This window comes from Paenibacillus bovis (genome assembly GCF_001421015.2).
GTDB classification, from domain to species: domain Bacteria; phylum Bacillota; class Bacilli; order Paenibacillales; family Paenibacillaceae; genus Saccharibacillus; species Saccharibacillus bovis.
Map to the genome: position 1 here is coordinate 4055537 of NZ_CP013023.1, position 25054 is coordinate 4080590.

General features: G+C 41.3%; 24 protein-coding genes. 1 reads left to right on the forward strand and 23 read right to left on the reverse strand.

Features of this window, described 5'->3' with window-relative positions:
• Positions 1-41 precede the first annotated feature (41 nt).
• The 7 genes from AR543_RS17295 to AR543_RS17325 form a co-directional block, all read right to left on the reverse strand.
• Positions 42-1745, reverse strand: coding sequence for a molecular chaperone HscC (locus AR543_RS17295; RefSeq protein WP_060535668.1), 1704 nt, complete (start codon positions 1743-1745; stop codon positions 42-44).
• A 36-nt stretch (positions 1746-1781) separates the two neighbouring features.
• Complete coding sequence (locus AR543_RS17300) at positions 1782-2444, reverse strand: DUF1266 domain-containing protein (RefSeq protein WP_060535669.1); 663 nt, start codon at positions 2442-2444, stop codon at positions 1782-1784.
• A gap of 26 nt (positions 2445-2470) precedes the next feature.
• On the reverse strand, positions 2471-4378 hold the full coding sequence (locus tag AR543_RS17305; RefSeq protein WP_060535670.1) for a hypothetical protein: 1908 nt from the start codon (positions 4376-4378) through the stop codon (positions 2471-2473).
• A 199-nt stretch (positions 4379-4577) separates the two neighbouring features.
• Complete coding sequence (locus AR543_RS17310) at positions 4578-5288, reverse strand: YitT family protein (RefSeq protein WP_227871769.1); 711 nt, start codon at positions 5286-5288, stop codon at positions 4578-4580.
• A gap of 413 nt (positions 5289-5701) precedes the next feature.
• On the reverse strand, positions 5702-6568 hold the full coding sequence (locus AR543_RS17315) for a DUF6612 family protein (protein ID WP_060535672.1): 867 nt from the start codon (positions 6566-6568) through the stop codon (positions 5702-5704).
• Between the two features lie 280 nt (positions 6569-6848).
• Entirely contained in the window at positions 6849-8168 is a 1320-nt protein-coding gene (locus AR543_RS17320; protein ID WP_060535673.1) for an MFS transporter, read from the reverse strand.
• A 38-nt stretch (positions 8169-8206) separates the two neighbouring features.
• A complete protein-coding gene (locus tag AR543_RS17325) occupies positions 8207-8716 on the reverse strand; it encodes a hypothetical protein (RefSeq protein ID WP_060535674.1) in 510 nt (169 codons plus the stop codon).
• 363 nt (positions 8717-9079) lie between these two features.
• Between AR543_RS17325 and nfi the strand changes: the two genes are divergently transcribed.
• Positions 9080-9799, forward strand: coding sequence for a deoxyribonuclease V (nfi, locus tag AR543_RS17330; RefSeq protein ID WP_060535675.1), 720 nt, complete (start codon positions 9080-9082; stop codon positions 9797-9799).
• A gap of 294 nt (positions 9800-10093) precedes the next feature.
• Here nfi and AR543_RS17335 read toward each other — a convergent pair whose 3' ends face one another.
• The 16 genes from AR543_RS17335 to AR543_RS17405 all read right to left on the reverse strand — a co-directional run bounded on the left by AR543_RS17335 (position 10094) and on the right by AR543_RS17405 (position 24938).
• A complete protein-coding gene (locus AR543_RS17335) occupies positions 10094-10603 on the reverse strand; it encodes a hypothetical protein (protein ID WP_060535676.1) in 510 nt (169 codons plus the stop codon).
• Between the two features lie 4 nt (positions 10604-10607).
• On the reverse strand, positions 10608-11978 hold the full coding sequence (locus AR543_RS17340) for a nucleic acid/nucleotide deaminase domain-containing protein (RefSeq protein ID WP_060535677.1): 1371 nt from the start codon (positions 11976-11978) through the stop codon (positions 10608-10610).
• Positions 11979-12090: 112 nt separating this feature from the next.
• Positions 12091-12300: a hypothetical protein gene (locus AR543_RS17345; RefSeq protein WP_060535678.1), complete on the reverse strand. Its 210-nt coding sequence runs from the start codon at positions 12298-12300 to the stop codon at positions 12091-12093.
• Between the two features lie 397 nt (positions 12301-12697).
• Positions 12698-12838, reverse strand: a complete 141-nt coding sequence (locus AR543_RS24750; RefSeq protein ID WP_227871770.1) for a hypothetical protein — start codon at positions 12836-12838, stop codon at positions 12698-12700.
• A complete protein-coding gene (locus AR543_RS24755; RefSeq protein WP_227871771.1) occupies positions 12835-13047 on the reverse strand; it encodes a hypothetical protein in 213 nt (70 codons plus the stop codon). The genes AR543_RS24750 and AR543_RS24755 overlap by 4 nt, the downstream gene beginning before the upstream one ends.
• Positions 13048-13530: 483 nt before the next feature.
• Positions 13531-14046: a hypothetical protein gene (locus tag AR543_RS17355; protein ID WP_060535679.1), complete on the reverse strand. Its 516-nt coding sequence runs from the start codon at positions 14044-14046 to the stop codon at positions 13531-13533.
• A 6-nt stretch (positions 14047-14052) separates the two neighbouring features.
• A complete protein-coding gene (locus AR543_RS24760; RefSeq protein WP_060535680.1) occupies positions 14053-15279 on the reverse strand; it encodes a CdiA C-terminal domain-containing protein in 1227 nt (408 codons plus the stop codon).
• A 551-nt stretch (positions 15280-15830) separates the two neighbouring features.
• Positions 15831-16049, reverse strand: a complete 219-nt coding sequence (locus AR543_RS17365) for a hypothetical protein (protein ID WP_087071283.1) — start codon at positions 16047-16049, stop codon at positions 15831-15833.
• Between the two features lie 38 nt (positions 16050-16087).
• Entirely contained in the window at positions 16088-16588 is a 501-nt protein-coding gene (locus tag AR543_RS17370; RefSeq protein WP_060535682.1) for a hypothetical protein, read from the reverse strand.
• A 21-nt stretch (positions 16589-16609) separates the two neighbouring features.
• Complete coding sequence (locus tag AR543_RS17375) at positions 16610-19519, reverse strand: contractile injection system protein, VgrG/Pvc8 family (protein ID WP_060535683.1); 2910 nt, start codon at positions 19517-19519, stop codon at positions 16610-16612.
• An 18-nt stretch (positions 19520-19537) separates the two neighbouring features.
• Positions 19538-19957, reverse strand: a complete 420-nt coding sequence (locus tag AR543_RS17380) for a DUF4280 domain-containing protein (RefSeq protein ID WP_060535684.1) — start codon at positions 19955-19957, stop codon at positions 19538-19540.
• 117 nt (positions 19958-20074) lie between these two features.
• Entirely contained in the window at positions 20075-20620 is a 546-nt protein-coding gene (locus AR543_RS17385; protein WP_060535685.1) for a hypothetical protein, read from the reverse strand.
• The gene (locus AR543_RS17390; RefSeq protein WP_227871772.1) at positions 20617-21921 is read right to left on the reverse strand and encodes a pentapeptide repeat-containing protein; all 1305 of its coding nucleotides are present in this window, start codon (positions 21919-21921) and stop codon (positions 20617-20619) included. The genes AR543_RS17385 and AR543_RS17390 overlap by 4 nt, the downstream gene beginning before the upstream one ends.
• Before the next feature lie 61 nt (positions 21922-21982).
• Positions 21983-23398 (reverse strand): phage baseplate assembly protein V, encoded by a 1416-nt coding sequence (locus AR543_RS17395; RefSeq protein ID WP_060535687.1) that lies wholly within the window; start codon positions 23396-23398, stop codon positions 21983-21985.
• Positions 23379-24038 (reverse strand): hypothetical protein, encoded by a 660-nt coding sequence (locus AR543_RS17400; protein WP_060535688.1) that lies wholly within the window; start codon positions 24036-24038, stop codon positions 23379-23381. Before AR543_RS17400 ends, AR543_RS17395 begins: the two co-directional genes overlap by 20 nt.
• Positions 24039-24161: 123 nt before the next feature.
• The gene (locus AR543_RS17405) at positions 24162-24938 is read right to left on the reverse strand and encodes a hypothetical protein (protein WP_060535689.1); all 777 of its coding nucleotides are present in this window, start codon (positions 24936-24938) and stop codon (positions 24162-24164) included.
• Positions 24939-25054 lie beyond the last annotated feature (116 nt).

A 25054-nucleotide genomic window follows, 5' to 3' on the forward strand; every position in this document is an offset into this window, starting at 1 on the left:
GTGTATCCTTATTTGTATATTTTACAGAGCCTTGATCAGCATTAATAATCAAACCATTTTTCCAATTGTTCCAGCTGCTTTTTGAATTCTGCTCTGGCTGCTTTTAATTTATGTTCATCCTGCAGAGCTAGTACATTTTCGAATTTGCGAGTCCAGAATTCGATCTCCCGACGCTTTTCACCGAGCGTTTCTTCATATAATCGTTCGGCCTGTGCCAGCAGCAACCGATTTTCTATACGATCGCGGGGATGAATCTTGATATCCTTGAGCTGCTCCAGACGCTGGCGGATTTCTTCTGACGAGATTTTACCCGGCTCTTTTTCAATAATAAGGGTACGAGTTACTCCGGTACTGACTACAGTTACTTCAACCTCCAGAATACCATTGATATCATACGTGAATCGTACTGCAAAGACCTGCTCTCCTGCAGCCCCCCGAGGAACATCCAGACGAAGCTCACCAATCTTTACATTATTTTTGACTTTCCGACTTTCTCCCTGGAAGATATTCAGTTTAACTTGCTGCTGATTATCATAAAGGGTACAAAATTCTTCCACTTTACTTACCGGAATTGGCGTATTACGCTCAATGATTGGGGAGAAATGCCCTTCATCATAGCCGCCTGCATCGGTAGCATGAGTTGTCTCTATCCCTAGTGTAAATGGACAGACATCGGTCAGAATAACCTCTTTGAGCGCTTCATTGCGTTCCTTGAGCGCTACCTGAATCACAGCACCCAGCGCAACCGCCTCATCGGGATTGATCTGTGTAAAAGGAAGCTGGCCGAACATCTTGCTGATCACCGAGCGAATCATAGGCATGCGTGTAGCACCGCCAATCAGGATAACCGCATCGAGATCTTCAGGAGATAACTGTGCATCCCGTATAGCACGCTCTACAGGATGACGCAGACGGAGTATCAAAGGCGCTGCAATTTGCTCAAATTCATCGCGATCTATCTCCAGCTCGTATTGCTGCTTGCCCTTTGTAAATACCATCTGTCCTCGTCCTGGATGCGTACTGATCTCGCGTTTACAGATTTCTGCCTGCTTGAATAAAGCAGAGCGCTCCTTGGAATCCAGCGATTCCTCATCCAGATTATGTATAGCGATAAAATGGGATATCAGCAGCTGGGTAAAATCTTCACCACCCAGATAATTATCTCCGGCAATTGATTTGACTTCCATTACGCCTTCAAAAAACTCAAGAATGGAAACATCAAATGTTCCTCCGCCCAGGTCGAATACCAGAAAAGTCGTCTCATCCTGTTGTTCATGCAGTCCATACGAAATAGCAGCTGCTGTCGGCTCACTGATCAAGCGTTCTACCTTCAAGCCTGCCAGCTCGGCTGCACGCCGGGTCATCCGGCGCTGAGTATCATTGAAGTACGCTGGTACGCTAATCACAGCTCCGGTTACCGGATGTCCCAGATGCGCTTCGGCATCTTCTTTCAATGAACGAATAACAAACGAGGACAGTTCTTCCGGTGTAAATGTATACCTGCCGAGCGGATAGCGCTTCTCGGTTCCCATATAACGCTTAAAGGCAGAAGCAGTGACCTGCGGATGAGTAATCATACGTTCCTTGGCGATCTGACCGACCAGAACCTCCCCGTTATCATCCACGCTCACAACAGAAGGAGTTAGATATTTACCAAGTACATTGGGAATCAGCTTTGGTCCAGCTTCGGTCCAGCAGCCTACCAGACTATTTGTTGTTCCCAGATCAATTCCGATCATTGTCATACTATGATTGCTCCTTTCGACAGAACGGTTTCTTGATTAGGCAAAGGATTGCTTCCAAAAACTTACGGTATACAATAGACTTTTCGCTGAAGTGATCATTTTGGTAAATGCAATTTTGTGCTTGGCCATATGTTCGGGATCGGCTTCTGTCTGCACATATTGGACACCTATCATATAACCGAGTACATAATCGTGGGGTCCCGTAATTTCCTGTTGAATCTGCTGTATAATCCGGGAAACATAATGATTTTTTTCGTCTTGGGTCAGATAGCCGGCCATTGCACCAGCATAAGCCGAATAAAGAGCCAAAGCATAATCATACGCTACTATCCCCGCAGCAGGAGCAGAATAGAGATATTGATAAACGACTCCTGCCTGGTAACGTGTCGTTGAATCTGCCGCAAGACGATGGATATACGCTTGGCAGGCAGAATCGGTCATCATCGAGAAGCGCTTGTGCAGCATATTGTATTCCTCGCGATATCCTGTCTCGATGATCCAGTCCATATGCCGTATCATACTTTCCTTATCCCCAATATGCCAAAAGACTTTGAGAGAATTCCGGCAATTTGTTTTATTTCTGACAAGCAGTTTTGGATTCTGCTGAAAATATTCACTATACTGCAGACTGGATGATCCGTAGATCGATAACAAAGCCAACCCGTCTTTTGTCAGCATCCGCTGTTTTTTTGCAATCATTCTATTCCCTCCTTTGCTGGTTTTGTCTAATATCTGCCAAATTTCCATGCCTGATACACACCCTGCAGGAAAAAAGTAAACAATAAAAGGATCAGAAAAACATAAAATTTGATGATCGAAGGAGCAGGCGGCAGCGTGGATAAAGCCTTGCCTTCCTTGGCCTGAATATAATAAGAGGTTAACGGATACCCTTCCAGCGAATTGGATGCATAACCCAACATTTTTTTCTTTATTACGCCTAACTGATCGGATGGCAGTGGGTATGCATTTCCGGTCAGCTCGGCTGGCTGGTTATTATACAGCTTGGTAGCTGTCTCATAATTGACACTTACCGGTACCGAATATTGTCCCAGACGAACCACATACAAGTAACCGCTGGCGTTGAATACATTGTTCGCTTTGGCTTTGGCAGAAGACATAATAAACGTTTCCCCATGTACCCAGTTCAGCAGCTGCATATCGGTATAGGTTCCGCCTTTGGCATATACGTGAACCGGATCACCGGGCTGCAGACTCGACAGATCGGCACCTGTTTTGACTTCGTGAATTTCTGTAGGCCTCAGGTATTCTGTTAGTAAATGTCCCGTAGTGGATGGATAGGTATACCAAATCACTACGCAAAGAAGTCCCATGAGCAGCATTACAGGCCACTTTTCCCTCAGCAGTATTCCGAAAAACCGCTTAACCCGAACAGCTGTCGTCCAGCGGCCAAGCTCCAGGTTCAATAAGGTGCGCTGCTCCGGTTTTCCTTTTTCCAGCAGCATGGTCTGTACTTCGGCCAACAGCAGAATGGCTTCTGCATGAGCAGGCTGAGAGCGAAGTACCGTCTGACAGAAGGACTCTGCCTGCTCCCACTCCTGTCGCTTCATATCAAGACGAGCAGCTGCAAGCAGCAGCTGCGTTTCAGTAGGATAACGTTCCAAAAGCTGCCTTAGATAGGCTTCATTCTCCTGTGCATCTTTATCCGTCTCCAGTAAACGGAAATAAAGCAGGTGAACTGTTTTGTCATCTGGTCTATTCTGAAGCCAGCTACTGCATAGCGCAGCTGCCTGTTCCCGTTCTTCATTCAGCATATGGTACTGTATCCGGATTCGGAGCAGATCGGCATCATCCTGTATTAATTCCATTGCCTGCACAATCCTGCTTCCAGCTTCTTTCATTTCACCCATCATTAATTCGGAATAGGCAGCTGCTCGACAGAATAGATAATGCTCCATATCCTTGTCCGCATAACGTCCTAACCAGGTATAGCCTTCATCCGTCTCGAATGAAGCGCTAAACATATGAAAATAAACGCGCGGATAACGAGTAGCAAAATAGGAATCATCCTCTTCCATTTGCTGCGCCCAATTGAATGTACGTTCCAATAGACTCCATACAGCCGGTGGTAGATAATGATGTTCTTCCAGGAAATCAAGCAATCGTTCGCCAATCTCCTCCTGCATACTTATATTCCATACCGCTGGACGATTCATTAGCTCCATCCAGTTCTTCAGCTCGACGCGCATCGCGAAGTTGCTGTATAACTTGGCAGTCTGCTCCATGAATTCTTTTACGATATTATTTTCCTCGATCACTGCCTGCTGCCAGTTCAGTCGGGATAATAAATGTAATTTTTTATGATTATCTGACTCATCATCCTCCGCCAGAGTGAGACCAGGTCCTTTTTCAAGATGAAGATTCTGTCGGCTATCTTGTTTATATGTAGATTGCACCAAATGATCATGTTCGGCGCTCGGTTCCTGGATTGTGCTGGAGTCTGAATCTTGATGAGTGCGTGCCCATTGAACTGCTTTGTCGTACGCTTCCCTTAATTGCTGGTAGCCTTCGGGATCGTCTTCGGGATGTGTCTGCTTGAGCAGGCTGGCATAGGCTTTTTTGATTGCGCGAATATCATTGGTTTTTTCTATCCCCAGCTGCATCCATATGTTCATTTACTTTTTCCTCATTTCCATATCTTCTCAATCGCTTTATTCTATAAGAAGTTAGCGATCAAGCTAACCATACAAAAGTCGTATTTTTGCAGAATACTATACGTTACACTATATAACTTGCATAGTTGTGCAAAAGAAAAAATCCGCCTGGACACCAGAGTCCCAAGCGGATCATACTTATTATTTATCGGTTATTCATTTAGTGCGACTGCTGAACAGATGCTGATGTTTTAACAGGAATCTGAATCGGTGCAACCGATTTGTCCGGACGCATAAAATGAGGAAGCTTGAATCCCACTTTTACATTTATCGTCCACGTAATCATCTTGCCTGCCAACCAGACTGCCAGCATTGTATACATCGTTTCTTTGAAAGGCAGGAAAAACAGGCACAAGCCCAGTACAATTACATCGCCGATAAAGAAAACATTACCGATTTTCCAGCCTTTCCATTCGCTGATTAATCTTGATAATACATCGTCGCCTCCCGTGGCCCCTCCATAACGGAGCACAATACCTGCTCCGAGACCGGTCAACAGACCAGATAGAGCTGCTGCAATAAGCAGATTCCCGTGTAAGTCCACGACAAACGGCGATAGCTGTTCGAATCCCGAATAGAAGATAGAAAATGATGCCGCTCCAATTAGTGTGTAGACCATAAAACGGTGCCCTTTCAGCCACCAGGCCAGTAAAATAACCGGAATATCCAGTACAAATGTGCTCCAGGCCGGCGACCAACCAAACAAATACTTGCCCAGCAGTGCCAGTCCTACGAATCCGCCTTCCGACAGATTGTTGTAAAAATTAATATGATAATAAGCAAACGCCAGAATAAACGTACCCAATAGTATGGCCAGGATTTGTTTCCCTGCCACCATCCAGCTTGTGTTCCAATTTGTTCTTCTCCTCATACAGGCTCCCTCGTTTTCTCGTAAGTGTGGTCTGACAAGACCTGTTCTTACGGGAGGTACACCTTGAGGACTTTGTCCTTCGCATACAATTATCTCCTCTTCCGTAAGAATAGATCCAAATAATGACTACTCTACGGAAAAGCTAAGTATAGGAGAGATCATAACGTTTCCAAATCGTCCTTTGGGAAATCATCCTTCGGGGACACATGGTATCCTGATCCTTTCTTGATTATAGAATATGAAGCTATATTTATTATACCACGCCGATGCTGTTGCTAAACAACTTGCTTGTTCTTCATTTGGGATGATTAACGACTGTAATTTACAGAAAAAGGCTGTAAACTCAGCCTAATCCATTGGATCGTTGAGTTTACAGCCTTTTATAGTGCATATACCGTGTTTCTTGTAATTAATTACTTCGCGCTTTTTACAACGTCAGCCGGAACTTCAATCTTGTCGAACTCGTTGTATTTGGAATACGTGCTGTCCATATCCATTACAAGGTTCATTTTCTGTCCCTGCTGATCCATGTCCATTGTCATTTTGACAGCAGCACCTGTCAGATTGGAAGTTGTTTTGTCCATCATATAAGTAACTTCCATATCATGAATATTCATTTGTTTCATCATTTCAGCCATTTGTGCATTGGCAGCATCACCGCTCAGGAACTTTTGAGCCTGTTCTTTTACTTTGTCACCGGTCAGCGTAGCTACCAGATTGTAGTGATCGCCTTCATCGGTTACTTTGGTGTCACTTGCCATGGACTTCATACGATCGATCGTATCTTTCAGGGTACCCTGTTGTTTGATCAGATCAACAAATTGCTGCTTGGCAGAGTCTGGAGCTTTCTGCCAGGTATCATTGGCATTCAGATACACTGCATCATTTGTTATGTACAATTCCTGCTTTTGCTCCTGATTTTGTCCACCTTGTACAACTTTAGTAGAAATATTCATGTGAGCAGACATTGGCTCTTGAACAACTTCCATTGTTGTGGAGTTTTCATTCTGCATTTTCTGTTCCTTGCCATCTACACTTACAGTGATATCCTGCTTGATGACTGCATCTGCAGCATAACTTTTTACTTTAGCTGCTGCTTCACTTGCTTTGGTAAGCAGCTCATCTGCTGTAGGTACGGCTGTCGGAGCAGTAGTGGATGCTTCTGTGCCTGCAGGTGCGGTAGTGTTAGCAGGTGCTTTTGCGGCTTCCTGATCGTTACCACAAGCTGCCAGTGATACAGCTACTGCTGCTCCGAGTAATACAACGCTAAACTTTTTCAAAACAAAAACCCCCATTTTTTATAGTCAACTTATTATACAGTAATTTAATTGGAAATAAAAGGGCGGCAAGCCCCAAAAAATTGGTAGTAATATTAATGTCAGGTTTTTATCTTTTTAATATAGCATAGACTCTTCATTTCGTGGTTAGACTATCTTGCTTGTTTATTACTTTTCCATCAGTCTATCGTCTTTCATATGTAGAAACAGCAGAATTTCCTTTTAGGAACCTTTCTGTTGTTTCTGTGTATCTCTTATCTTTGCTGTAGTCTGCTGACCGTAGTTAAGATAGGGTTCTCTTTTGGCGAAAAGCAGATCGGCTCAGTAATCCGACAACCAGCGCACATACCGACATGATACCTGCCAGCAGATACAGATTGACAATCCCGAACTGTTCGGCAATCCAGCCCATAATCAGCAGCGAGATGCAAAATGTAAAGTTGAGCGTAGCATCCTGGGCAGACAGCAGCTTAGGCAGCTGTTCTCTCGTTACACTGAGCTGCAGCAGTGTCCGCCGATTGACAGCCGCGAGTTCGGCTGCCGGACCCATCGCCACGACCAGCAGCAATGAAATATACGGATTCGTCGTTACAGCAAATACCAACGTTAATATGGAATAAATCCCAATACCCAGCAGCATCGCCCGGAACTCCCGGCCATTTAACCAGCGAACCAGCCCCACGACCAGCAGTCCTCCGCCGATCGCTCCGGCAAAATAAGCGGTGTTGATAAATCCCCACCATTCCTCACCCTGATGCAGCACCTGCACAACAAATGCCAATATAAATGCACCTACCCATACCGAGCCGCCCAGCATATCGACCATATCCATAAAGATCAATGTGCGAATTTTGGGTTTGCGCCAGATCAATTGCCAGCCTTCTGTCAATGTCTTCATATATTCACGTTCACTGTCTGCTGACGCGGATGCAATCTGTTCGTCATCAGAAGCAGCAGCTTCTCCGCGCTGGGCAATCACAGGCGCATCCATTGTATTTGCCGAATTCTCCACCTCAGCAGTTTGCGGCTCGCGGATAAAAGCAGTAAATACCATTGCGACTGCATAGAATATTCCCGCCAGCATCAGCGTGGATAGAGCTCCAATCCAGGCTACCAGAATACCTCCCATCGCCCAGCCGGCACAGCGAATAATCTGGTCGCTGACCGAGACCATACCATTGGCTCTCAGCAGCTCATCACGATGAACAAGCCGGGGAATCAGACTATTGCGCGCCGGTGTCGTCCAGCCATCCAGAAAAGACATCCCAAAAATTAAAGTGAAAATCAGAGGTAGCGAAGCCTGCTCCCGCGATACCCATAAATACAGTGCCAGCACAGCAAAAATAACAAACTGACCAAACTGGCAAAAAAGTAAAAGTCTTGCCAGCCGAAACCTCACCAGCATTAGTGATGCCACCAGACCACTGAGCAGCTGCGAAGATGAACGGAAAAAGGGAACAAACACCCCTGCCAGAATCGAGTCCGTACCTGCCATAACCAGCGAGATAATACCCATAATATAGATAATATCAGCCGCATTGGATAGTGTCTGGGTACCAATCAAATAATAAAAAGAAGGATACAATCGTATCGGCTTGTTCATTGGATGTGTGCACTCCCGCGATTGTTGTTATACAGAGGCTATTGCTGACCTGTGCCAAAGTAGTTCGATGTATCGGTTAACCAATATTTCTGCTCGGCAGGCAGCTGCTCCATAAAATTCTCGTAATGTCCTGTCCAGCCTTCCGGAACATACTGTTCAAACGAAGCCGGTTCTGGGAAATAGGAAGATAACTGCCGGTTATCAAAATCTACCAGCAGTGCAGGCACCCAGCCTGCCAACATTTCCAGATCTCCATCATGAGCGTTCGCCTGAATCGCCAGCCCTGTTCTCAGTTCCTCCACGCTAATCTGTTCTTCTTCAATATAATGCAGAAAGGAATGTACCGTCTGCTCATTCAACACCGGAATATGAAACCGGTATCCATAATCTGCATCTGAAGATATGTCGTATCCTTTATTCGTAAAAGCCTGGCTGAACCGGGGCAGATCCATAAACCAGTATTCTTTTTCCGTAACATACCAGCGCCAGCTGCCTTCGAGGCGAACAGCCACAATAATATTCTCACCATACTTGATAGAGGTACTCATACTATGTAATCACCTACCCGAATAGATTGTAGTTTATGTGGATTTGATGTACAGAATCTGTGTTTATTTACATTCTGACATTATACTATGTATTATGTGTAATATGGAAACCACAATACTGGATATGGAAGCAGAATGTTGCCATATGGAATCATGTTGCTTCTTTAAGAAGTAAAGTGAATATTGGAGCTTCTCTGTAAGCTGTGAAGCTGGTTCTAAACGTATAATGCAGGTAAGTAATTGAGCCGATTTATATTCTTGGCTCATGTGAATGTTTAGGTGTCTAGGTGTCTAGGTGTCTAGGTGTCTAGGTGTCTAGGTGTCTAGGTCGAGTATAATTACATATCGATAGGTGGAAAAGAAATGTTGAAAATACATATCCAGCATCGCTGGGATCTGAATGAAAAAGAAGCGACATCGCTTCAAAAAGAGCTTGCGAATCAGGTGATCACCCAGGATCAGCTGCCAAATATACAATATATTGCCGGAGTGGATGTCGCATACAGTGAACATACCGACCAGCTGATTGCAGCTGTTGTTGTTCTGGATGCTTTTACATTGGAAGTGATCGAATCGGTTACGGTAAAGGATGCTGTACAGTTTCCTTATTTGCCCGGTCTGTTCTCGTTCCGTGAACTACCGCCTGTGATCAAAGCACTTCAGCAGATTGAACATGAACCCCAGCTGATCGTATGCGACAGCCAGGGTCTCGCTCATCCGAGACGGTTCGGGCTGGCTTGTCATCTGGGTGTACTGCTCAATATACCTGCGATAGGATGCGGCAAGACGAGGCTGGTTGGGGAACACACAGAGCCGGATCGGTTACGAGGATCTTCTTCTGCGCTGATTGATGAAGAGCAGCAGATCGGGAGTGTACTACGTACGCAGACGGATGTGAAGCCTGTATTTGTATCTGTAGGGCATAGGATTAGTCTGGAGACGGCGAATGAATGGATATTGCGGCTCACTCCTCGCTATCGCCTGCCGGAGACGACGCGGATGGCAGACCAGCTGGTACGCAAAGCTTTGAAAGAGCTGGAGAATGAAGTTGATGTTTATAATATTTTAGAGATTGACCAATAAAATATTATTGATACTGCTAATTTAAATAAAAGCAACAGTTTCATAAACAATAGTGAAACTGTTGCTTTTATTTAAACTTTTCATTATTTGGATTTAGATTATTGATTATTTTGTATATTAAAGCTTTTGCTCAAGAATATAGATTTAAATAGCGTAGTTTTTAATTCCAGATTGTAGTCTGCATTTTAGTTGTTAATACGTTATACTTGACGTTTTCAAAGTTTCTAAAATATCCTTAATCATATTAATAACATTAGATATGATCTTTATTAACATAATCTTACCTAATTAATTTTATAGGCCAGTTTCATAATCTTCTACTAGATGTGACCAATAACCCTCTTGATCCTCCATAGCCATATAGTCATTCTCATTATATTTATTTTTTAATTCTATTGCATATTTATATGAATCGAATTTATTTTTTTTTATCATATTCTGTGCAATTTTATCTTTAATAAGATGAAACAGAAAAAACGTTTCTAAGTTTTTATTTAATATATATATATTAGAACCATGATAAGAAGAAGTCGAAAAAAGCTCATCTTCATCTTGTTTTAAAAATAACCCACTCTTACTAAAAGAGAATTCACCAATTTTTATAATATGAGCATCTTTTAATGAAATTTTTTCGAAATTATCAAATTTATAAAATGTGAAATCAGAAAAAACTTTTGGTAATCCTTTCTCACTAATAAAATTTGCATTTTCGTTACTAATACCTATATTAAGTAAATCATTTAGTTTATACTGCCATTTATCTTCGCCATAATAATTACTAATCTCTTTAATATCAAAATTCATGCTGTCACTCCTCTATTTTTTTTAGTTCTTCAGCTAAAGCAGCATTTCCTCTGTCTCTTGATTTTTTCTCTGTTCCATACTCAAAGCTGTAAGTCACTTCAGTATTAGGAAGTTCTTCAGCCAGTAGCTTTTTACAACTGTGCCCACCGAGATCACAAGGTTCTCTCTCAGTGTATACTCTATGAACTTTATAGGTCTTTCCATTTAACTCAGCAGCTTTTTTCTCTTCTACCAACACTTTTTCAGAATGTACTTTCTTTAGTTCTGTACTTCCGTCTTTTTTGATAGTAGGTAGTGCTGTACTTTCAAAAACTTTCAAAGTGCGCACTCCATCTATCTCAACCTCTGCTACTACAAGGTTTCTTAAGTCAAATGCTTTATTCTCCACACGATAGTTCTTTGCCATGGCGCTTAAATCAGAATCTCCATATTGAACTTGTATAGCAGGTTTTGTACTAACAATTTTACTTTTCGGTTTATTTTTATCAGCTTGCCATATAACATTCTCATTACCATATCTTGAACGGAAATATTCATCCCATTCTGGTCCTGTTCTAGGAATTTGCGAAGAATTACTTGCACTTGCACTTTTTGACGGAAGTTGATTTTTTGGTATTTTAATATTGGGTAACTTCATACCGTTTGGCAAACGGACAGGACCATTAATACCTATCCCCCGTCCGAAACCACCAATTCCAGGCACATTGCTCATTACATAATCAATCTGCATCAAGTGAAATTGTGCTTCACTAATCGGTTGACCATTCCACAAATTGTAGCCTGCCTCAGCCGCGTTCAATTGCTCCAGCATAATATCTTGCTGTCCTCCAGCCTCTTCAGACTGAATTGTTCCCTTCTTTATTTCTTCTTTATAGGCTTTAGTAGCACGTAGAGCATCTTGATCCAATTTACCATCTTTACTAAGATACCATTGACCATTAAGAAAAACTTTATGGTACTGACTAAAGTCATATTCCGGTTTGCTATTCGCAGCTTGGTAAGCCGCGTAACGAGCATTCCAGTATTGACGTATTTCCGGTGGTACCTGCTGATACGTTCGATAAGCATGATCCATTTCAGTATGAACTTGCCGGATATACTCTTTAGGATCAGTAATCAACTTAGAGATATGACGAGCCTGAGTAAACACTTTTCCTAATGCCCGAAACATAGCAAATCGGGCATTTTGTTCATTTTCAGTTGCTGTATTATATAAATGACTTGCTGTGGAAACGAGTTTGCCCAATACACCGAGAAGACCACCTTTTTTGCTGCCGCCTCCTCCATTTGTGTTCCCAGATACTCTTACTGGTGCTCCAGCAGAAATCATCATCATTGCACCAGTAATACCTGCCATGGGTGCACCAGTAGCCATAAGAGCAGCTCCACCTAGTACAAGCGGAATTGAACCCATTGCTTTTGATAACAAACCGGAAAGTGCAGTCGTACGAGCAGTGTCTGTAGGTGGAGTAACTTTAGCAGATACTTTAGCCTGCTGCGGCCTGCCCCGCTTTGTATGCTTCTATCGTCATTAGCGGTGGCTCTGGCACTGGGGTAAGATCGGCTACAACTACAAGGGCTTTGATTGTTCCCACCTCATGAATCGTCGGCGCATGCAAATCGGTATCGCCGTCGATAATCATGCTGCTCTGACCGCTTTTCAGACGAATCGCTTCTCTGGCTTCTACATACAGCAACTGCGAAGTATTGAACTTTACACTGACGCCCTGAATGCTGATATGACCGAGACTGCTAATCTCTATTCCGCTCTCCAGTTGCAGAGAGATTGCTCTGAAATTGAAAAAGCGAAACTTTTATTTGAAAATATGGCAATGATCCTCACTCTCTGCTTTTATCTAGTACAGGCTGTCTAAGAAATGGGCCCTAGACTTAAAAAATTCAGAATCTAAAGTTTGACGCGTTCCATTTAATAATATGTAACTTTATATAAAATTTAATCACTTTAATATTTTCACAAGAATTTTTGATGTAAAAATTTCAAAATCTCTAACCTGTTTATAACAAGTTAGAGATTTTGAAGTCATTTATTATACCTTATAATGAATTAACAATCTCTCATCACACCTTTAAATATCATAAACCTGTTTCATAATCTTCAATTAAATGTGACCAATATCCTTCAACATTCTCCATAGTATCAGCATCATATTGCATATATAATTTACGCAACTCATGTGCGTAATTCTGTGAAGTGTATATTTCTGCTTTTTTCATTTCTGTATATAATTCATATCGTATAAAATGAAACAAAAAAATATTTCTAAATTTTTATTCAATTTATAAATTGGAGGATTATGAAGAGATGAAACTGTAAACACTCCATCTCCTTCTTCAAGTAAGTAAAGCGGTTTTTGATCCGAAAATCCATGTAAGGCATGATGCCCTACCATGATAAATTTCACGCCTCCAATTATTTTTTTCATATTCTCCGCTCTGTAGAACACGAAATCATCAAATATCTCTGGTATTCCAATTGATACCATAAAATCAGCATTTGTATAAATTGTACCAAATTATAGTAAATAATAGTAATTATACCTTTATGGTTCGGAATCATAATAATCTACTATTTCATTGATATTGAAATTCATATCTTCACTCCTTTATACGTTCAAGTTCTTGAGATAATTGTTCACTATCCTCGATCTCTTGAAGCCTTATTATATAATTTGTACTATAATTTACTTCAGCAATTTTCTTTACGATTACAGACTCCTAAACTTAATATTTTCAGTATGTACTCTCCCAATTAAAATTCTATGATTGTTATTTTAATTTAAATAATTATATGAGGAAATAATATTATTTAGAATTTTAAAGCTCATGATGAGAGTTATATACTCTCATCATGAGCTTCTAAATATCAAATTTTACTATACATAAAATTTGATATTTGATATTAAAATTTAAAGTTCACTATTTTCAAAAAAATCATTTTCTACATAGGGATAATTTAAATTATTTAGATTTTTTTTAGTAATATATTTTAATTTATATTCATCTAAGTTACTATTTACATACAAAACCTTATTTTTTCTTTTCATTACTGGAAAGGAACTATCATCTATCACAATTAAATTCCCATTTGTATTCTTTAAAATCTCGCCTATCCATTCTAAAAATTTAGGCCATCCAATATCAAATTTATTTGAAATAAATTGAACACTGCAACGAGTATTGATTTCAACACTATGATCTTTCAAAATTACCTGTTTATATTCTTCTATATCATCGTCATCATCTTCTAAATCAATATCTAATGAAAAATAATGGCATTCTATATATATATACTTATAACCTAACGGGTGTTTCTCTTCTTTGATTATTACATTATTACCAATAACATTTTTTGCCGCTTTATATAGAAATTGAGCTATACTATTTTGATCAAGATTAGTATCTATAAATAAATCATAATCCATTATCAATTACCTCCCATAAGCTGTATACACTTCTCCATTTTTTACTATAATGAGTTCGTCAAGATGCTTTAAATTGGCTTTAGGATTAGTTTGTCTTACAATTTCCTTCAGCAAATCATCTATATTTTCAGAAGGATAATCATCCAAATTAAGCACAATATGTTTTGCCTGGTTCTTAGTTTTTTCCTTAATATTTCCAGTAATACTATCGAAAGATGTTTTAGCTTCAGGAGCATAACAATCAAATACCTTGTTTTCAATTAGAAAGTCAGGATTTTTATTTATTTTTAAACCATAACCATTACCTCCATCAATCTCATCTAACATATGAATATCATAACCTTTTTCAGCAAGTAAATCAGCTGCCTCATTTTGCCTTACATTACCTCTACCTCCATTAGGAGGTGCATAATTTCCTTTAGGTTTTCCTCCCTTACTCAATGAAGGAACTGTTGAATTAATATTAGGTGTTTGATTAAAACGCACATTTTTTTCGGGTATTGCATGACCTGAAGTTTTAGCAGTTGTTTTTCCTGTTCCTTTTCCAGTAGGAAGATGTTCTGAAAATCCGCTACTTATGCTCCTTGAACCTGTAAAGTCCAAAGCAAGTGTAGTAAGTAAGCTAATACGTTCCAATTTGAGCCCTTCACTCTGACTCATTTCATCCATTTCAGCTACAGTAAGCTGAGAAAGATCCTTTCCTTGCTTACACATCTCTTCTAGCTTAGGTAAAAAATAACCGCTACCATACATCGCATTATCTAAACGTTTGTACGCGTTACTACCATACATCCATAACGTATAATAGTTTTGTGTAATATAGTAACCTTCAGCTTCTTTATCAAAAAATTTCCATCCTCCAGGGTTTAACTGCAGCACCTCAGCTAAGGTTAAATCTTTGATGTCCATTTCTCCGAGCCTTTTCAATTCTCGCTCCGTATATTCTTTATTCCACTGTTTTCGGATCTTTTCTGGCACTTGCTGGTATGAATTTGTGAACGATAAAGATTCATTCCACAGTGTTTTCACAAAATCTAAAGAGTTAGAAGATGTAATTAGATTACGAGCGCTGGTAAATACCTTTCCTAAAATCCAGTGATCATAGTCGGTTCGCTGCTCTTGATCATGTTCATATTGTCTTACAATTCCCTGCCATACCGAACTGGCGATACTCGCTAATAAGGAGCCTTTTCCTCTACTGCTTCCTCCGCCACAGGATCGGCGTGCTGGCAAGGTAGAATTAACCTACATCATAACTTCAGCTACTCTTGCAAGAGGACTATTAATCCCCACCAGTGTCTTGCTCGTTATCTTGGCCGGAATAGTGGCTGTAACTTTAAATAGTAATTCCAATAATCCGCTCGCTTTCTTCTGCTCAGCAGGATACGTTATTTGGGCTTTGGATGCTTCCACTGCTGCTTATGCTTTAACCTTCGCTTGCTGTGTTAATGCCTAACTGGCTTGATATACTTTGATTATCATTAGCGGTGGGTTCGGCATAGGCACCCGACTAAAAATCGATTTCATGCAGACAAACTCAGTTGCCCCTTCTCGTAATGGACTCATAATAGCAATCTCGAACATTATGTAAATAACAAAAACAAGTATATTACAATTAATATTAGCTGTAATATACTTGTTCAAAATCTTATTAACTTTAAATAGATTTTCTCAACCAAATCTTATTTTCTTATAAAGAATCTATTCTTACAAAAAGTCTTATAGGAATTAGATGAATCGCTTTATTTTAATTGATAAAATCTATAAAATAAACGTACATAAAATTATTTTTTTATTGATTCAGCAACTTTTTGGGTTCCAATAAATATAATATCACGTATAATCTCTGTATAATTTGTATATTCCTCAGATTGGTTGATTATTATGTCTAATGCCTGTTTGAGTTTTCCATCAACCATTATTGTAACTCCTTCGATTTCTTGTCCTGTTTCTGCATTTACAAACTTCTCACTTAATAAATTCAATTTATTATTTTGAGTCACTTTGACATCTCCTTTTAATAACATTATAAACCTTAGTTTTATAATTTAAAAATATCTTTACCGTCCAATATCCAATATTTTTCTTGACTTGGAATTTTGTTTAAAAAGTTTTCATAAGAACCTTTCCAATCCTTCGGTACATATTCTTCAAAAGAAGCAGGCTCCGGAAATTGTGACATTAATAACTTCTCATCAAAGTCAATAAATAAGCATGGTATCAAGTTCATTATAGCATATTTCATTTTAGTATCATTCAAGTCAATTGCTAATATTAGTTCACTTAGTTCTTCCTTGCTTGCTTTGTATTCACTTATTTCACACAAAAAGGCATCTGCCGACTTTTCGTCCAGTATAGGTATATCAAAACGATCAGAATAATCTCCTTGATTAAAAATCGCGTGTCCTTTATCTATAAAAGCATTTTCCCATTTAACTAAATCTAAATACCAATAGTCTTTTTCTGTAACAAACCAAGTAAATTCACCTTTAAATTTAACTGCTATAATGATATTTTCAGCATATTCTACATTTAGTTTCATTGTTTCACCTGATTCAATATTTTAATCTTTTACGTCGTCTATTCTCCTACCATTTTTTGCATATTCTTCAAACCATTCGGACCATATTGGGGGGAATTCATAAGAATCTCCTGGAGTAGTTGGATCAACTATTTTAGGAGCCTTTTTACTTTGATTCATCGGATTTTTTTTATACCCTTTCTGGTCAATTGCAGTTTCTTTTACAAAATCATCAAACCATTTAGGCATATCAAATGCCACTATCTCTCCACCTGGCCGTTTCTCTCTCAAGAAATATCTTGCATGTTCAATATTTCCAGTACTTATATTAACATTAATACCTTTTTCAATACTAATACTAGTATCCCCATTTATTTTAATGCGCTCCCAACTTGCATTTGGTGGTGTACCGCCTTGAACACGATAATAAGTAATATCAGCATCTTTATTCTCTTTAATTCTACTAGGGATTTGATTGCTTGGTATTCTCCTATTCGGAAATTTTATATCTACTGGTTGTCGGACAGGGCCATTAATACCTATTCCCCGTCGTAACCCACCAATTCCAGGCACATTGCTCATTACATAATCAATCTGCATCAAGTGAAATTGTGCTTCACTAATCGGTTGACCATTCCACAAATTGTAGCCTGCCTCAGCCGCGTTCAATTGCTCCAGCATAATATCTTGCTGTCCTCCAGCCTCTTCAGACTGAATTGTTCCCTTCTTTATTTCTTCTTTATAGGCTTTAGTAGCACGTAGAGCATCTTGATCCAATTTACCATCTTTACTAAGATACCATTGACCATTAAGAAAAACTTTATGGTACTGACTAAAGTCATATTCCGGTTTGCTATTCGCAGCTTGGTAAGCCGCGTAACGAGCATTCCAGTATTGACGTATTTCCGGTGGTACCTGCTGATACGTTCGATAAGCATGATCCATTTCAGTATGAACTTGCCGGATATACTCTTTAGGATCAGTAATCAACTTAGAGATATGACGAGCCTGAGTAAACACTTTTCCTAATGCCCGAAACATAGCAAATCGGGCATTTTGTTCATTTTCAGTTGCTGTATTATATAAATGACTTGCTGTGGAAACGAGTTTGCCCAATACACCGAGAAGACCACCTTTTTTGCTGCCGCCTCCTCCATTTGTGTTCCCAGATACTCTTACTGGTGCTCCAGCAGAAATCATCATCATTGCACCAGTAATACCTGCCATGGGTGCACCAGTAGCCATAAGAGCAGCTCCACCTAGTACAAGCGGAATTGAACCCATTGCTTTTGATAATAAACCGGAAAGTGCAGTCGTACGAGCAGTGTCTGTAGGTGGAGTAACTTTGGCAGATACTTTAGACTTCTGCTGCTGCGCTGCGGCTTGACCCGATTGGTACGCTTCTACCGTCATTAGCGGTGGTTCCGGTACAGGCGCCAGATCGGCTACAACTACAGGGGCTTTGACTGTTCCTACCTCATGAATGGTCGGCGCATGTAGATCCGTATCGCCATCTACAATCATACTGCTCTGGCTGCCCTTTAGGCGAATCGCTTCCCCGGCTTCCAAAGACAACAGCTGCGAAGCATGGAGCTGCACACTGCCTCCCTGAATGCCAATACTCCCTGGACTGGTAATTTCGATCCCACTGTCCGGCTGCAGGGAAATGGTCATGTGACCAGACGTAGACAAACGAAGTTCCTGCCCATCCATCTGCACCTGACTGCCTGCCGGGTGGCTCCATATTTTGGTATCCGGATCGCTAACACCGGACGATTGCTGGCGCAAGCTGCCCATCACATGGGCATTGGATTCCAGGGAATTGGGGATATGCAGCTCTACCTGCTCTCCCTTTTCGGGCATGTCATACCAGCCGGTATGCTGTTCGGCGGCATACGGAGTACTGACCGGAAACCAGCCTAATTCTTTGTTAACGGCTGCTTTCGGATGCTTGTGATAATAATCCTCATCGATATCCAACTTCACACGTACAAAGTCAGCCGCTACTTCCTGTACCGTACCGGTCAGGGTGATTCCGATGATTTGCTCATTGTCATAGCTGTAGAAACGGATCTGTTGAGAATGTTGCAGTTCGTACGAAGTCTCAAGTAATCCATCTCTCAGCACAGTGTCTGCCTGTACCACAACCAACTCAGTCGAACCGGCACTTGCTGGCAAGGTTAGATGATCACCCAGTGCATAGTAATGCAGGCTATCGATAAAGTAGGAGATATAGCCAGGCATAGGCTTGTTATTAGAAGAAGCACTTGCATGTGTACTATATTCTTCTACCTCTCCGCCAGCTGAGCGGGTCTGTCCAAAGGTCTTGCGAATTCGGTAAAAGGTATCTTCACCGAGCGTATAGGACTTTCCTTCCGGCATGCCAAAGAAGACTTTGGGCGACGCAGCCGTAATCTCCGGTACAAGTACTGAACCAAATCGGGAGGCCAATCGCTTCAGGAACTGCCAATCGGTCTCATCATACTGCAGTATCAGACCACCTAACGTAGTAGCATTCGCTATCGTATCAATCGCATCCCCATACGTATATTCACGTACCACAGTAGCAACTAAGTCAGCATATGTCTGTTCGGTATGTTGAAAGGATCGCCATTTGCGCTCCATGTCCATTTGACCAGACTGCGAGATCGCCTCCAGCTCAAAGGTATAGATACTTCGAATACAGTGAACCGTAAATCGAGTAATACGTCCATGAAACAAACGACGCACCGAATGACCTTCCTCGTCTAACTGACGCAGGACGACCGGTTGCCCTTCCAGTTCAGTTTGAATCGCTTGAGCTCCCTCTTCTTCGGGCAAAATACCTGTGACCGTCATATAACCATGTTCATTTAGTTTACGGGTAATGCTTAGCTCATTCAAGCGCTGCGGATGGATCGGACCATCCAGTCGCAGACTTTCATAGCCAATCCCTTTGAATAGTAAAGTCAAGGTATGTAATCTCCTATCCTAGAAATCTAATTCCTGGCCGTCATCCTCAATTTTGATATTGCCTCCATACAGACACTGGTGGGTGCAGTTATGGGTAAGGGCTGGCTGCCCCTCAATCAATACGTCAGACTTGCCATTCAGCCACGGACGAGTAAGTACAGGAACGCAGGGTGCTTTCTTAACCCCATAGATATCTACCATATTGCTGCTTTGTACAGCAGGGTTCTGCAAACATGAGCAGTTGCCAAAGGAACTAATATTCGTGCCTGGCAGATAATCACCAATATTCATTTGGGCTTTATTCTTCACATATACACCATGACTAAAAGGTCTTTTTAATCGGGTTGGCTGGGTGCCATGACTGCAGCTGAGAATAGCACCCGCTACAACGTAACTTTTTTTGGCACCATTACCTGCCTGAACTTGGGAATGATCCATGCGTTTCTCCTTTCTTGGATACATTATGTTTTTGCTGTACTCAGCATTTTTATAGAAATGTATATTTGTTTTAGGTACTGACCAGATAGAGCAACTATTCATAAAGGTGATCATCATCTATATTTGATGTTGCTGATCTGCTGCAATTGTAGGTATCCTTATTAGACGAATGCCTGTATAAGATCGGCGTAACAGACTTTCGGCTGCTGCCAGATTGATATAAACATAAGGTTCGCGTAATCCTTTAACTTGGAATACAGGTTGATGGATTTTCTCGTGATTCAGCACGAGCTGCTCCAACGTACCGTCCGGACGAAATGTACTTTGCATTGAGTGAGCCTCAATAGCAGGCGGCTGCAGCAACCAATATAAATTTTGACTGCCACGATCGATATCTGACAGCATAACAGCACGCCATCCAATAGTAGGCAGGTATTTTTCCAATAGCTGCTTAACCTGATCGGAGACGAGCGGTGCCGGAACGTTCAGCATATCCGGGTAGATAGCATACTTATCCTCATGTACAGGAATGGTGAGCGGTGGTAACTCTGCACCAGGATAAGATACTGCAGACAGTACTTCACGCTGCTGGAGTAATGACCAGGCAGGTGGCCGAATGGCATGAGTTATACGGTCATCGCCCAACAATTGAAAATATCTCATTGCAGCCTGCCTCCTGTTATATTGATTCCATACGCATCACGGCGCTGCTGCCTATCCAATTGTTCGATAGATAATAAAGCACCTGTAAAGTCTGTATTTTCAAGCATTGCTCCCGCAAAAGACGCTCCCTGCAGATTGGCTCCGGCAAAGGAAATACCACTTAGCTGACTATGATCAAAACAAGCATCTCGCAGATCGGCATCCTGAAATACAGTATTGCTCAGATTGGATTCACTGAAATCTGCTCCTCGCAATGAAGCTTTACTAAAATCGACTTGATCCATACGGCTGGAGCGGAAGGAAGCTCCTTGTAATTTGGATTCTCGAAGCCAGCATTGCACAAGCTGTGAAGAAGAAAAATCTACGCCATCATATCCAAGTGGTTCCCAATCCAGTTCTTCTATTCCCGACGCTCCCATGACTCCATCCATTACAACATATTCCAATGTACAGCCACTAAAATCCGCTCCATGCAGAAGACTGAATAGCAGAGCAGACTTCTGTATTTTGCAGGCCTGCCACTGTGTACCTGTCAGAATAGAAAAATCCAGACGAGACAATTCTACTTGTATTCGTTGAAACGTTGTATATCTGAAATCCTGATGCATAGCTTCTATCCATGACAATGTAATATCATGAATATTTTGATAACCATAAGTGTGCGGCGCCTTCTCTAAAATCCACTGATGTATTGACATTTGATCCTGCTCATTACGATCTTCTTTATATATGCAAATGCTTTGATCTAGATACTCTCCTGCTCGTATCTCGACTTGTGATGCACGAAGCAGATTTGTATATTCCGGTAATTGAACAGCCTGTCGAACTGCTTTACGCAGCAAAGGAATCATAGCGTGATGGAAATATTCTGCTTCTTCCAGCCGAACACTATCCAATTCAGCCTCACTTATATTCCATCCGCTGTTTTTCGCTTCTACGACCAAATCTTCTATCAATATGTTCCAATAGTTATACAGACACTGTCCATCATACTCGTATTCCAATGAATTGCGATCAAAGACACTATGTTCATCTGTTGCCTGAATCAGATAGGCAGAATGATTATCCAGCAGTCCAGTACGCAGCAGCGAATAAAGGATATAATGAATCTCTGCCTTATTTCCCAGCAACTGCTGGCTCTGAATATCCTGACAAAAAGAAATAAAATTTGATTTTATTTCTTTTAGCCATTCATGCTGAAACTGACAATAGTCGTTCTTCAATCTTTGTTGAATACGTATTCTAACTTTATAACGAATATTCTCTTTTTGCTCTAGAGTTATAAGAGCATTGTTCGTCAACCTCATATTCTCACCTGCTCTACCGTGCATATATTCCTGCCATTTGAATTCGGATCTAATGCTAATTGGATTTTACTTCGGCACCTTTTACATCTGTCGTTCCGCTTAGATTAATATGGCTACCATTACAATCCAGTGTCAGCGATCCCCCTGCTGACAGACTCATTGTTTTGCCAGCTGATAGGCTAAGATTACCACCAGCCGAGATACTTACCTGTTGATTGCTTACAATCTGAATACCATTCTTGTTATCCAAATGGATATATACGGCTCCATCCTGTGCACTAACAGTAATCCCATCTGGTGCCAATTGTATTTCGCGTCCATATGGCGTACGCCATATTTTCACATTCGGATTGGATAGCTTATTATTGGGTGCATTTCTTGCAGCTCTGCGTATCGCACCTCGTGCAAATCCATCTTCTTCTCTGCTGCCGGGAAAGTATAGACTCACAGGGTCGCCTTTTTCGGGCATCACATACCATCCTGTATGATCACCTGCACTATATAGTGTGGAATATGAGAACCAGTGGGCTTTGGATATATCCTGTTTTTCATCACAATCCAGCTGTATTTTCACTTGATCATTCTGTACATCTATGACTGTACCATTCAGAGACGCACCTGCCAGATTCTCCTGATAGTAACTCTTTTGACGTAACCCTTTATAAGAACAAAGCACGTATAAATGACGAATTAAGCCATTATACATATCCATATAAGCTTCCGTGACATATAGACTTTTTCCTTGAAAATGAATGTGGCTGCCAAGATCCAATACTTCTTCTGTCTCCACTTCATACACGATAAAATCATTTTCTTCCATGGCTGCACTGTCATTTTCCTTAAAATAGCGGAAAGGCACCATACGTTTACGGACCGTATAACGCGTATGATCTAATGCTATAGGCTGATATGTATCCTGAATACCGAAGTAAAATTTAGGATCATCAAACTGTGCTACTGGCATTAGACTGGTATGATAGCGTGATGCCAGCCGACGAAGAAATTCCCAATCTGTCTCTTTGTATTGAACAGCTATACGCTTTATAGCTGCTCCACCCGTCGCCCCATCAATCACATCCAGCCCATCGTAGTTCTTTCCTATTTGTTGAAGTAACTCTGGTAAAGTCATTTGTATATCCTGAAAGGAACGAATTCGGCGCTGTACATCCATTCGATAAGTATGCGAAGCGGCTTCTACTTCCAGATAATATACACCTCGTATTACCTTCACCTCGACAGAAAGTGCAATTCCACTAAAAAGCGGCTTGATCTGTCCGGTATCATCCAATTGCCCTACTTGAATAACCGTATCTGCTTCCGTACTATTAATATAGCTATCTTTCATTTCTTCGGGAATTATACCTGTAAAATACAAATGTGTATGTTCATTAATTTTCTTGGTCAACGTAAATTCTTCCAAGTTCACTAATGGAAAAGGCTGTATTTGTAAATTATGATAATCCAGACTCATAAATGTGCTCCTTTTCTGTCAGAGGACGCAGCGAACGAATAATAATTTCGGTCACTGGTTTCCACTGTTCCAACTTCTCAGCTTCACAATGGAATGTTCCGATGTGCATTTTCCCTTTATGATTGAATAACATCATTTCATTATAAATATGACCATCAATCGCTGATGTTACAAAGCGCATGATGGTCATTGTCATATGCTCGGTTACCAGCGTCTCCATTCCTTTCCAGCTGCGGATAGGCTGTACATCGCGAATCATAACCGACAACTGCTTAGCAATCTGCTCCAGTTCGCCATCTTCAGCCTCCATCTCTGATGGATCCAGAGTAAAATCGACTGTACCATCCAGATTACAGTAAATCACGGTTGGACGCTGCTCGGATGGATATTTCAAACGAGCCTCTTCTGGTGGCATGATAACAAAATGGTCTGGGAGAAAACATTCGATGCCCTGATCCAACAACTCTACTTTTGTAAAATGAATCGGCTGCTCGTTTACTATAATCGTTTGTTCTTGGATGAAATCTTCCATTTCTGCAGCCGATAATCTTTCTCCTGTTTGCTGATCAATAGATAGAGAAGACTTCTCGGACTGGGTTCCATACATTTGAGAAATAACATACTCATCCATATACTTCATTAACAAACGTCTCCTCTTATTTTGCTTTTAATTACACTAAACTGCTGCATCCAATATGTTGTTTATAAAGATCTAAACCAAGGATAACTTGTAACATTATCTTGTTGGAATTTAACTGCTACGCTAATCTACCAGCATCCGCTGCGGACCGGAGCGCTGCATACCAGACTTGCCGCGGCGGCCGCCGTTCTCGGCGAGTACGCGTTCCAGGGAATGGTGAATCTTGGTATTGTCCATCTCGCGGTAAGGGTGACCGAACCGGGCAGAGAGATAACTCAGCACTGCGGCACGCTGGATACGTTCCTCATTCAGGCACATCAGTCCGAATGACAGATCCAGTGGATTCGGGTGGCTGGCTCCCTGGGCAAACAGTTCGCGGGCAAACCAGCGGAATACAAAAGGCGATACCGTCGCTTCTCCAATGCCGCTGTACTGAATATGAATCGTATGGAACGTATTATACTCTGTCACCAGATCGGCAAAGTCTACATATTCCGATCGCAGTACAGCTCCATGCTTCAGCTTGAATCGGCCCAGCTCGATTTCGCTGTTACTGTCGATCTCTTCTTCCAGTACAATCTCTCCGGTATACCGTTCAAAATCCCTGTCTGATCCATTCTCGTAAAAACGCACCTTCAGTATAGTCTCCACACCGGTTGCATCGTATTCAATATGCTGCTGCTGCTCCAGCACGTACAACCGTCCCTGATGCTTGATAATTCCTGGAGCAATCGTCAGCTCACGCTCGTTAACTGTCACTTGTGCACCTGTAATAATGCCATCGCTGTACTCGTGATAGCGCACGTCGACCAGACTGCGGGGATAATCCCGCACACTGGCAAGCATCTCTGTTTTGAGTACGCGTCCTTTCTCGAACCGGGGATAACTATATTGGAACATACCGGCTCCTCCCTTCTTTCTGCTGCGATATGGTAAAATATTTTGCTTTGCAAAAATCACTTTTTATCTGAAATCGCGTTTATGATGCCAAACGCTTGGCACTTTGGGTTTTGAAT